The organism is Flavobacterium piscis (assembly GCF_001686925.1).
Taxonomy (GTDB): Bacteria; Bacteroidota; Bacteroidia; order Flavobacteriales; family Flavobacteriaceae; genus Flavobacterium; species Flavobacterium piscis.
On sequence record NZ_LVEN01000038.1, the window covers coordinates 1 to 11,866 of the forward strand.

An 11,866-nucleotide genomic window follows, 5' to 3' on the forward strand; every position below is an offset into this window, starting at 1 on the left:
TATTCTATTTTCTATATTCTAAAATCTAAAATCTAAAATTTAGAAATTCCTTCTTTCAGCCAACGCAAATATTCGTCTGCACTTACATAACTAATGGTTGGTTTTGAAGCATTTAAATTCTTGCCTTCTAAATCAGTGATAATGTATAATGGCTGTGTATTGGTTTTATATTTTGAAATCATAAAATCGGTCCATTTATCACCAACGGTAATGATTTTATCTCCGGATGTTGTTACAAATTGTTCCTCTTTTGGCAATTCGCGTTTATCATCTACATAAAGAGAAATCAAGACAACATCGTTTTTAAGGATGGGCAAAATCGTTGGTTCAGACCAAACATTGTTTTCCATTTTTCTGCAATTCACACAAGCATAACCTGTAAAATCAAGCATGATTGGTTTGTTGATAGATTTTGCATAAGCTACTCCATCTTCGTAATCATGAAAAACCATAATACCATGTGGTCCTAATTCTGCTCCGTCGGGCAATCCTTTTACAGATTCGGTACTTCCGCCTGAATTAGCAGAACCTCCTACTCCAAACGGACTTTCACTATATTGTGGCGGCGGAGGGAAAGCGCTGATTAATTTTAAAGGTGCTCCCCAAAGACCAGGAATTAAATACACCGTAAATACTAATGTCAGCAATCCTAAATACAATCTTCCAACTGAAATATGCTGTAGCGGACTATCGTGCGGTAATGAAATTTTTCCGAATAAATATAAAGTCAACGCGGCAAAAATGGCAATCCAGATTGCGATAAACACTTCTCTTTCTAATAAATGCAATTGTAAAACTAAATCGGCATTTGATAAAAATTTAAATGCTAAAGCCAATTCTAAAAATCCTAAAACTACTTTTACAGTATTCAGCCATCCACCAGATTTTGGTAATGAATTCAACCAACCCGGGAACATTGCAAACAACATAAATGGCAAAGCCAATGCTAAAGAAAAACCTAACATTCCCACAACCGGAGCAATTCCCCCGTTTGAAGCTGCTTCAACCAATAAAGTTCCTACAATTGGTCCTGTACAAGAAAAGGATACAATTGCCAACGCCAAAGCCATAAATAATATACCTATTATTCCGCCTCTGTCTGCTTGTTGATCTACTTTATTTCCCCATGAATTTGGCAGCATAATTTCGAAAGCTCCCAAAAACGAAGTAGCAAAAATAATCAATATAATAAAGAAGATTAAGTTAAACCAAACATCTGTAGACAAAGCATTTAATGCATCTGCACCAAATATTTTAGTTACAATTAATCCTAAAATAACATAAATAGCAATAATAGAGAAACCGTAAATTATAGCATTTCTAATTCCTTTCGCCCTGCTTTTACTTTGTTTCGTAAAAAAACTCACGGTCATTGGAATCATAGGGAAAACACAAGGCGTCAACAACGCTGCAAATCCTGATATAAAAGCAATAAAAAAGATCGACCATAAACTTCTTGCCGGAGCTGGTCCAGGAATATCTTCTTCGGCAGAAGTATCAGCAACAGCTGCTTTTGCAGTTTCAGTTTTAGGTGTTTCAATTGTTGGTTTTACGGTATCAATTGCTAAACCAACTACTTTAGTTTCATCTTTCTTTACTTCTGAAACACTTGCAACTGCATCCATCTTAAATGTTGACGGAATTGCAATGGAGAATTTCTTATTCGAATTGATACAAACTTCTTTACAAACCTGAAAATCAAACTCAACATCAACCGTTTTTAAGTTCGGATTTATGATGGTAATTTCCTGTTCGATATGTGCTTTGCCTTCAAAAAAAGTTTCATTTACTCCAAAAACGTCATTAAAAGCCGTTCTTGTTTTTCCTTCTTTGGCTTTTCCAACTAAAGTATAATTCCCTTTTTGATTTTTAAATGCAATTTCCAGCGCAAGCGGTCCACCATCCGGCGTGAATTGCGAATACATATGCCAGTCTTTTTCAATTGTTCCATCAAAAATTAAAACAGCATTATTCCCTGATTTTTTTTCAATCTTAGAAGTCCATTTTACCGGCTCCAGGATTTGTGCATTTCCTTTTGCAAAAGCAAAAAACAGGAAAAATATGATGATTTTATTCCAAACACTTTTCGACATTATCGTTTGATGGTATTGATTAAAGTTCATTATGTAATTCTATTTTAAGTATTTTATTTGTGGTATTTTCAATTTTAAAACGTTCGTCCTGCCTGATTCCAACAACCCAGACAATCTGATTATCTGAAGATAAAATCCATGTTTTTTCTTTTTCGATCAGCGATAATTTTTCATCTTTAAAAAGTTTACTTACTTTCTTCGACTTTCCGTTCATTCCAAAAGGCTGAAAAACATCCCCCTCATTCCATTTACGTAAAATCAATGGAAACTGGATTTTTTCAGCGTCCACAAAGATAGCCTTATTTGAATCTATTGTTATGTGACTTACATTACAAAGCCTCAATTTTAAGGGAAAATTAACTTCTGTATCGTTTGCAGTTATCTCAAATTCTTCCTTTTCTGACATTTCAGAAATTGGGCTTAAAATCAAAGTATTTCTGTTTTTTAACAAACGAAATTCTGCAGAGAGTACTTGTTTTCCAGATTGTCCATCCACCAAATCATAAATATCATTCCATGCCAAAAAGCCAAATTCATTCAGCCATTGGTACAAATACGATTTATAATTGGGTAATTTTTTAAGTTGATTCAAATCAAAATGAATGTCATCGCCTTCTTCTTTTGCCACTTGCTGGTAAATCATAATCGATGCATCTTCGACCATTTCCTGTGATTCCTGCAAATACGATTGTGTTTTTTGGAAAGCGTTTAAAAAATTAGGATTAATTTCTTTCAGCATCGGAACTAAATCATGACGGATTTTATTTCGAAGATATTTATTCGATGCATTACTGCTGTCTTCCCGCCATTCGATATTATTTTCTTCGGCATATTTCAGGATTTCTTCTCGTGAAAATGGCAAAAGCGGACGAATAATTCGATCGTTTTGTTCCGGAATTCCTGTTAAACCTTCTAGCCCTGTTCCTCTGGTTAAGTTGATAATAAAAGTTTCCAGATTATCATCAGCATGATGTGCTGTTAAGATATAATCGAAATTCTCCTGTTCTAAAAGCTCATAAAACCAACTGTAACGCAATTCACGTGCTGCAACTTGTGTCGATAATTTATAATCTTTGGCAAACGCTTCTGTATCGAATTGTGTGGTGTAAATGGGAATATTATGCTGATCGCAATACTCCTGAATGAAATTTTGATCGCCAAAACTTTCCAGTCCGCGAAGCTGAAAATTGCAATGCAAAACCGCAATTTCATAAGGCAATTGATTTAATAAATGCAATAAAACCATACTGTCCAATCCTCCGCTAACAGCGAGAAATAGTTTTTTATCTTCCAGAAATGGAAACCTTGAAATAATGTGATTTTGAAATTTTGAAAACATTCGATAAATGTAAAAAATTAAATTCGATCTATTTTTAAATGAATTGTTAAGCGTGAATATTTTTTTGCCACGAATTACACGAATTTTCGCTAATTATTTTCACGCAGATTGTGCAGATTTATTTTGCCACAGATTAAAGGATTAAAAAGATTAAAAAACTTTGCGTCTTAGTGTCTTTGCGGCAAAAATAATTCGTGGCAAACCTTTTTTACCGTAAAACTTCATGCATCGCTTTCGCCTTCAAAAAACATTCTTTGTATTCATTTTCCGGAATTGATTGTGCCGTAATCGCACTTCCCACAGAAAATGAAACATATTGATTCTCCTGATTGTACAAAATACTTCTGATTACAACATTAAAATCAAAATCACCTTCGGGTGTAAAATAACCTACTGATCCGCTATACAAACCGCGTTTAGTTTCTTCCAGATTTTCGATGATCTTCATTACTGAAATCTTTGGAGCTCCCGTCATGCTTCCCATCGGAAAAGTGGTTTTTAAAACATCTATTGGCGAATATTGCGGGTCTAATTTTGAAGTTATAGTAGAAATCATTTGATGTACCTGCAAAAACGAATAAATTTTGCAAAGTTCTACAACCTCAACCGAACCTTTTTGAGCCGTATGCGATAAATCATTTCGCACCAAATCGGTTATCATGATGTTCTCTGCACGTTCTTTTGAGTCGGATTCCAAAAATTGTTTTGATTTTTCATCTTCAACAGGATCTGTAAATCGTTTTGAAGTTCCTTTTATAGGTTGCGAAATCAAAGTCTCTCCTACTCTTTTTAAATATCGTTCAGGCGAGGCAGAAAGTAGAAATTGTTTATTATTTTTAAAGAAAACCGAAAACGGCGCTTGCGAAATACTATTTAATTTCTGAAATTTCTCTAACGGATTTATAACTGCATTTTCAGCATAAAATTCCATACAAAAATTGGCTTCATACATATCACCTACGTGAATGTGATGCAGCATTTTTGTCACTTTTTCGATATAAAATTCTTTTGAAATCCGTTGTTCCACTTCGATTCCGCTCAGTGTGACAAACGGCTCATAATTACTTGTAACGATCTCGTCAAAATCATCTTCAACCTCATCATCACAAAGCAATAAATACTGTACTTCGAGTTGATTTCCTTTCAATAAAAATATTTTTTTAGGTTGAAAGAAAAACAAATCCGGAAAATCTAAACCATCAAAATTAGAAGATTTTAACGGTTCAATATCATTTTTTAAATCATACGTAAGATAGCCAAAAAGCCAGTCTTTGGTCGTTTGCTGATATTGTTTTAAGTCCTCGAAAGCGTTGTGAAAATCTGTTTTTAAAGATGTAAAAGCATCCACAGCCAACACACAATCAAAACTGGAATATTCTTGCGGATAGGAATTGCTATCCAAAAAAATAACCTCGCGAAATTGTTGCGACCAGCTTAAAAGTTGTTGTTTAAAGTGCTCTGGATTTGAAATATGTTTATGAATAGAAACTCTCAAAAAAGTATAATTTTTAGATTTCAAAATTACGACAAAAAAAATCCTTCGATAAAATAATACTCGAAAATTATTGGCACACTTTTTAGTATACCGAATTAAGACTTATTCATACATCTGCTTTTAACAAAAAGTATTGGTAATAACTCCAAAAAAATCATTTATTAATCAACTTTAAAAACCTTTATGAAAACAATTGCAAAATTAGGATTGACTTGTGTAGTAATCATCGCATTACTATTTTCTTGTAAAAAAGCCGACAATTCTTCGTACGAAGAATCGGCAGATATGAAAGTTTCAGCAGATAGCACGGCTGTTTCATCATCGGCAGCGGTAGTCGACAAAAACAGTAAGCAAAAATTTATTCGAACTGCCGATATTAAATTCAAGGTCAAGAATGTCGTCAAGTCTACCTACGCAATTGAAAACGCTACTCAAAAATTTGGAGGTTATGTTACTTACACCAATTTGCAAAGTAATATTCACGATCAGATTAAAACGAAAATCAGTCAGGATAGTACGCTTGAAACTACTAAATATACGGTAGAAAACAGTATTACGATTCGCGTTCCAAACACACAACTTGATACTGTTATAAAAACTATTGCCAAACAAATTGATTTCCTTGATTTTAGAGTCATCAAAGCCGATGATGTTTCCTTAAAATTATTATCGAATCAGCTTTCGCAGAAAAGAAGTACAACTAACGAAAAAAGAGTTGAAAATGCAATTGATGCTAAAGGCAAAAAACTAAATGATGTTATTGAAGCCGAAAATACTTTGGCCAACCAAAAAGAAGCCAATGATAATCGTACTATTGATAATTTATCATTAAAAGATCAGATTAATTTTAGCACTATTACCTTGCAGCTTTATCAAAACGAAACCATCAGACAAGAAACCATGGCAAGCGAGAAAAACAGCAATGCTTACAAACCAAATTTAGGTTTGCAAATTCTTGATTCGCTTAAAAATGGCTGGTTCATTCTTGAAACTATTTTTGTTTTCTTAATCAATCTATGGCCTTTCATTTTAATTGGAGGAATTGGATTTTTCCTTTATAAAAAATACACGAAGAAATAAGAAAAGTGTTAATAAATTAGCAATTTCATAATCAAAAAATCATTATATTTGATATAGCATTAAATTAAATACAATTTACAGTTATAATGATTATTGAATCCTCAATAAAATAACGATAAAAACAGATTTTCATTTTATTAGGGAATTCAGATTTAAGATGTTTATCAGCAAATAAATATATTTTTTAACCTTATTAAATCTAGTATTATGAAAATTGCTACCATTATTGTCCGCGTTTTAATTGGTCTTTTGTTGCTTTTTGCTTCTATCAGTTATTTTTTTCACCTGGCACCTGAACAAGAAACAACAGGAAACTTTAAAGCTTTTAATGTTGGTTTAATGGCCTCTACGTATATTATGCCTTTAGCAAAGTCGATTGAATTGCTTTGCGGAATTGCTTTTGTAACCGGGCGTTATGTAACATTGGCTAATATTTTGATCTTACCTATTACGGTAAACATTTTGTTTATCAATTATTTTTTAGCTCCCCAGGGTTTACCAATTGCGGTTTTATTGTTCTTAGCTAATTTATTTTTGATTTACAGATATTGGGACAATTATAAATCAGTTTTTACCAGATAATCTATTTTTACTTAAAATACAGAAACCCGATACTTTTTAGCATCGGGTTTCTTATTTACTAAAGACTCAACGTTAATAATCTCTATTAATTTGCCTTATTGTGTTCTGTCCAAACCAGATCTGTTACTTTATAACCAATATCCTGAGCTTTTATAAGGTAGTCTGCTTTTATACTTTCAGGCATTGTAGTTTCTCTCGAAAGTAACCACATGTATTTTAAGTTTTCACCGGCAACAAGTGCGTACTTGTAATTTTCATCAATAGCAATTACGTTATATCCTGCATAAAAAGGACCAAAAAATGAGACTTTAAGCATTCCAATATTGTCTTTTTTGACAAATTTGGCTTTCCCTATGCTTTCTTCCCATTTGTCTTTTTTGACATTGTAGCCCTTATTATCAACTCTTATCGTTCCGTTTTCGTTTAAAGAATACTCGGCTGTGACGTTGTTGAGACCTTTTTCATACTTAAAATCCAGTCTGGCAATTTCGTACCATTTTCCTAAATATTTCGTTTTGTCAAAATTAGTGACTGCTTTTGCTTTTTCCGGAATTGTCGCTCCACAGGAATAAAGCGCAAGTGCAACTCCTGCCCCAATAAGAACTGGAGCTATATATCTATTTTTCATAATATTACCTTTTAGACTTGTAAAGATAACCTGAGAAACCTAAATTTAATTTACAACATTTCTATCTGATTTTATATTTTTTTCTGCCAATACATAATCTCTCCGAGATATAAAATTTATCTATTATGCTTTAAGTTCGTTCAACTCTGTTAGGAGTTTAATGTTGGTAAAAACAAAATAACCTAGTTGGTAAAAAGTATCATGTAGGGGCAATTTCATTAAGTTAACGAAAATTCAATGAAACAATTTGCTAAAGACAATATCTGGTCACTTTATTTTTGTTCCATCGGAACATTTCGTTGGTAGCCCAATATATACGGCGTTTTTTCACGTTCCGTAGGAACGTTTGATTTTATAAATAATAATTGGTAAAAACATATGCAGATTACAGATGCAATTTCTCAAACGTCCCAATGGGACGATGTTTCTCACGATGCATTTTTTTTCTACCAATGAGGTGTTCCGATGAAACACAATCTAAAATATCTTAATTTAATGACATTATCCGTAGGGACTGCAAAAATAAAAAAACCGCCAATCCCAAAAATATTGGAATGGCGGCTTTAAAATTATGATATCTGTAATTTATACGTGTAACGCTCTATTATCTGTAGCGGCCAATGCTGCTTCTTTTACCGCTTCCGCGAAAGTTGGATGCGCATGGCTCATTCTTGAAATATCTTCAGCAGAAGCTTTGAATTCCATTGCCGTAACTGCCTCAGCAATTAAATCAGCAGTACGGGCTCCAATCATGTGAACTCCTAAAACTTCATCTGTTTTAGCATCAGCAATGATTTTTACAAATCCGTCAAGATCTCCACTTGCTCTTGCACGACCTAAAGCTTTGAAAGGAAAACTTCCCACTTTATATTCTGTTCCTGAAGCTTTTACCTGCTCTTCAGTTTGTCCAACTGCAGCAACTTCCGGCCAAGTGTACACTACGCCAGGAATTAAGTTATAATCAATATGTGGTTTTTGACCCGCTAAGATTTCAGCAACCATAGTTCCTTCTTCCTCTGCTTTGTGCGCCAACATTGCTCCACGAACAACATCACCAATTGCGTAAATATTAGGAACATTAGTTTGTAAATGATCGTTTACTTCCACTTGTCCTCTGTCTGAAATTTTCACTCCTGCTTTGTCAGCGTTTAATCCGTCTGTGTACGGACGACGACCAACAGATACTAATGAATAATCTCCTTCAAGAGTAATCGTTTCTCCTTTTGCGTTTTCAGCCTGAACAACAACAGCATCGCCGTTTCTTTCAACTGATTTTACTTTGTGAGAAACGTAGAATTTCATTCCTTGTTTTTTCAATACTTTAGTCAATTCTTTAGACAAAGACGCATCCATTCCCGGAATGATTCTGTCCATGAATTCTACTACAGAAACCTGAGCTCCTAAACGAAGGTAAACTTGTCCAAGCTCAATTCCGATAACGCCACCACCAATAATTACTAAGTGTTTTGGAACTTCTTTTAAAGCCAACGCTTCAGTAGAAGTGATGATTCTTTCTTTATCAATTTTGATAAAAGGCAAAGAAGATGGTTTTGAACCTGTAGCGATTACAGCATATTTAGTTTCGAGTGTTTCAGAACTTCCGTCTGCTTTTGCAACTGCAATGTGTGTTGCGTCTACAAAAGAACCTAAACCATTGAAAACAGTGATTTTATTTTTTTCCATTAAGTAGTTGATTCCACCTACGGTTTGATCTACAACTGCTTGTTTGCGCGCGATCATTTTCTCTAAATTGATTTTCACATCACCAGAAACCTCGATTCCGTGATCTGCAAAATGAGCAATTTCTGAATAGTGATGAGAAGAAGAAAGTAATGCTTTTGAAGGAATACAACCTACGTTAAGGCAGGTACCGCCTAGTGCGTTATACTTTTCTACAATGGCTGTTTTGAAACCTAATTGTGCGCAACGAATTGCTGATACATATCCGCCCGGTCCTGAACCTATAATGACTACGTCAAATGAACTCATAGTTTGTCTATTTTATTTTTAGCGATACAAAATTAAGGAATAAAGTTTTGTTTAAAGTTTAAATTTCAATGTTTTTTGTGTGAAATTTGAGGTGAAGGTTTTCTGCCACGAAGGCTCGAAGACACGAAGTTTTTTTTTGGGGGATATTGTTTTTTTACAGCAAAGGTTCGCTAAGTTTTTTTATAAGTTTCAGTTTTCCGTTCCAGTTTGTCATTTCGACGCAGGAGAAATCCTCGCGAGAAGCTAGACAAAGATTGGGTTCTCGTTGCGGAGTTACTTGCGAGGATTTCTCCTGCGTGGAAATGACATAAAATGAGAAAAAACCTTTGTACCTTTGATGCTCTGAATCTTTGAACCTTCCTCAAAAAATCACCGTCGAATTCTTCACTTCACTAATCATAAAAGTACTTTGTGTGCTTCCAATATGCTGTAATGAAGTTAGTTTGGTAACCAAAAACTCTCTGTAAGCTTCCATATCTTTTACGAGAACTTTGAGAATATAATCGTAATCTCCGCTTACGTGGTGGCATTCTAAAACTTCATTTAGTTTGATGACTTCGCTTTCAAATTTGGTTAGAAATTCTTTGGTGTGCTGGATGAGTTTTAAATGACAAAAGACCACAAATCCTTTATCTATTTTGGTTTTATCAACTAATGCTACATAGTTTTTAATGATTCCTTCGCGTTCCAGTTTTTTGATTCTTTCGTAAACTGCTGTTACCGAAAGGTTCAGTTTTAAAGATAATTCTTTGGTTGTTTTTTTACTGTCGGTTTGTAGTAGAACCAGGAGTTTTTTATCGGTGGCGTCTAAGGTCATGTTTGTTGTTTGTTGTTTGCTGTTTGCTGTTTGCTGTTGAAATGAAAAAAAATCTATTGGTTTGGGTTTTATTAAACAAATTTAAATTAAAAATCTTTCACAAGTCATTTTTATAGTTTTAAAATCTAATTATCAAGCCAATCATTGATTAATTTTCTAATTAGATGTTATTTTGAACTGGTTTTCTTTTGAAAACGAGTGCCCTAGCCCAGATTGAAGTAGAAAGCCCGGAGTAAAAAAGGCAAAAGTTTCTTGGGCTAAAAAAGCGACCAGCGGAAGCTCTTTTTAGAACATTAGAAACTTTGCCTTTTATGAGGACTTGAAACGGAAAGCTGGAATAGCTCCTTGATAATTTTGTTTCAGGTTTAAAGTTTCACGTTGTTGGAACTTGAAACCTGAAACCTGAAACTTAAAACAAAACAAAAACTAACTATATGAAAGACTTTAACCCAGCAGATAAAATTCAGGATTTGCAATACTTTGGAGAATTTGGGGGAGTGAATCCTTCGATTTCTGATTCTTCTACTTATACATTTCTTTCGGCGAAAACGATGTTTGATACTTTTGAAGGCAACATGGAAGGCTGTTATTTGTATTCGCGCCATTCTTCGCCAAGTAATTTATATTTGGATCAGGCTTTGGCGGCGATGGAAGGAACGGAAACGGCAAACGTATCAGCTTCAGGAATGGGAGCCATTACGCCTACGCTATTGCAGCTTTGCAGTGCGGGCGACCACATTGTGTCAAGCCGAACTATTTATGGCGGTACGTATGCGTTTTTGAAGAATTTTACACCTCGATTCGGAATTGAAACGAGCTTTGTTGACGTTACAAAATTGGACATTGTAGAAGCAGCGATTACTCCAAAAACGAAAGTTATTTATTGTGAAACCGTAAGTAATCCATTATTGGAAGTGGCTGATATTGCAGGCTTGGCGAAAATTGCTAAAAAGCATAATTTGAAATTGGTTGTTGATAATACCTTCTCGCCATTATCTGTTTCGCCTGCAAAATTAGGTGCTGATATCGTGATTCACAGTTTGACAAAATACATTAACGGAAGCAGTGATACGGTTGGTGGTGTGACTTGTGCCTCTAAGGAATTTATCAATTCGCTGAAAAACGTAAACTCTGGAGCGAGTATGCTTTTGGGCCCTACGATGGACAGTTTACGTTCGGCTTCGGTAATGAAAAACCTTCGTACGCTTCATATTCGTATCAAACAACACAGTCATAATGCACATTTTTTGGCAGATCAATTTGAAGCTGATGGCTTGAAAACGGTTTATCCGGGATTGAAAAGCCACCCGAGTCATGAACTTTATAAAACGATGATTAATCCGGAATATGGTTATGGCGGAATGATGACTATTGATGTTGGCACTTTGGAAAAAGCCAATGAATTGATGGAATTGATGCAGTCCAGAAACTTAGGTTATTTGGCAGTAAGTTTAGGATTTTATAAAACACTTTTCAGCGCACCGGGAACCTCAACTTCTAGTGAAATTCCGTTAGAGGAACAAGCTGAAATGGGATTGACGGATGGTTTGATTCGTTTCTCGATTGGGTTGGATAATGATATTCAGCGTACTTATGAGATGATGAAGGCTTGTATGGTGGAATTAGGGATTTTGTAATTTTTATTTCACAGAGATTCACGGAGCGTTTCCGCAGAGAATCGCAAAGATTTTTTTGTTTGCTCTCGCATATTTAGCAGATCATGCAGATTATTTTTTTAGAAAAGATCTGCCAAATCTGCTGAATCTGCGTGAGGAAAAATCTTTTTAATCTTTTAATCTGTGGCAAAAAATAAAAAGCCGTTCTGAATCGATCAGAACGGCTT

The 11,866-nt window shown here is 34.6% G+C and carries 9 protein-coding genes; 3 read left to right on the top strand and 6 right to left on the bottom strand.

Annotated features, from left to right (window positions below):
- Nucleotides 1-32: 32 nt before the first annotated feature.
- The 3 genes from FLP_RS16660 to FLP_RS16670 all read right to left on the bottom strand — a co-directional run bounded on the left by FLP_RS16660 (nucleotide 33) and on the right by FLP_RS16670 (nucleotide 4,927).
- Nucleotides 33-2,123 carry a protein-disulfide reductase DsbD family protein gene (locus tag FLP_RS16660; RefSeq protein ID WP_083195895.1) on the bottom strand — a complete coding sequence of 697 codons (2,091 nt, stop codon included), beginning with the start codon at nucleotides 2,121-2,123 and terminating at the stop codon, nucleotides 33-35.
- Nucleotides 2,113-3,432, bottom strand: coding sequence for a tRNA lysidine(34) synthetase TilS (tilS, locus tag FLP_RS16665; RefSeq protein ID WP_065450668.1), 1,320 nt, complete (start codon nucleotides 3,430-3,432; stop codon nucleotides 2,113-2,115). The genes FLP_RS16660 and tilS overlap by 11 nt, the downstream gene beginning before the upstream one ends.
- Nucleotides 3,433-3,640: 208 nt before the next feature.
- Nucleotides 3,641-4,927: an anthranilate synthase component I family protein gene (locus tag FLP_RS16670; RefSeq protein ID WP_065450772.1), complete on the bottom strand. Its 1,287-nt coding sequence runs from the start codon at nucleotides 4,925-4,927 to the stop codon at nucleotides 3,641-3,643.
- Between the two features lie 183 nt (nucleotides 4,928-5,110).
- Here FLP_RS16670 and FLP_RS16675 point away from each other — a divergent pair, with 183 nt between their 5' ends.
- A complete protein-coding gene (locus tag FLP_RS16675; RefSeq protein ID WP_065450669.1) occupies nucleotides 5,111-6,007 on the top strand; it encodes a DUF4349 domain-containing protein in 897 nt (298 codons plus the stop codon).
- Nucleotides 6,008-6,214: 207 nt separating this feature from the next.
- Complete coding sequence (locus tag FLP_RS16680; protein WP_065450670.1) at nucleotides 6,215-6,589, top strand: DoxX family membrane protein; 375 nt, start codon at nucleotides 6,215-6,217, stop codon at nucleotides 6,587-6,589.
- 85 nt (nucleotides 6,590-6,674) lie between these two features.
- Here the strand turns inward: FLP_RS16680 and FLP_RS16685 are convergent, their stop codons facing one another.
- The 3 genes from FLP_RS16685 to FLP_RS16695 all read right to left on the bottom strand — a co-directional run bounded on the left by FLP_RS16685 (nucleotide 6,675) and on the right by FLP_RS16695 (nucleotide 10,023).
- Entirely contained in the window at nucleotides 6,675-7,217 is a 543-nt protein-coding gene (locus FLP_RS16685) for a lipocalin family protein (RefSeq protein ID WP_065450671.1), read from the bottom strand.
- A gap of 585 nt (nucleotides 7,218-7,802) precedes the next feature.
- Nucleotides 7,803-9,206: a dihydrolipoyl dehydrogenase gene (gene lpdA, locus FLP_RS16690; protein WP_065450672.1), complete on the bottom strand. Its 1,404-nt coding sequence runs from the start codon at nucleotides 9,204-9,206 to the stop codon at nucleotides 7,803-7,805.
- Between the two features lie 361 nt (nucleotides 9,207-9,567).
- Nucleotides 9,568-10,023, bottom strand: a complete 456-nt coding sequence (locus FLP_RS16695) for an Lrp/AsnC family transcriptional regulator (protein WP_065450673.1) — start codon at nucleotides 10,021-10,023, stop codon at nucleotides 9,568-9,570.
- 434 nt (nucleotides 10,024-10,457) lie between these two features.
- Between FLP_RS16695 and FLP_RS16700 the strand changes: the two genes are divergently transcribed.
- The gene (locus FLP_RS16700; protein WP_065450674.1) at nucleotides 10,458-11,660 is read left to right on the top strand and encodes an aminotransferase class I/II-fold pyridoxal phosphate-dependent enzyme; all 1,203 of its coding nucleotides are present in this window, start codon (nucleotides 10,458-10,460) and stop codon (nucleotides 11,658-11,660) included.
- Nucleotides 11,661-11,866 lie beyond the last annotated feature (206 nt).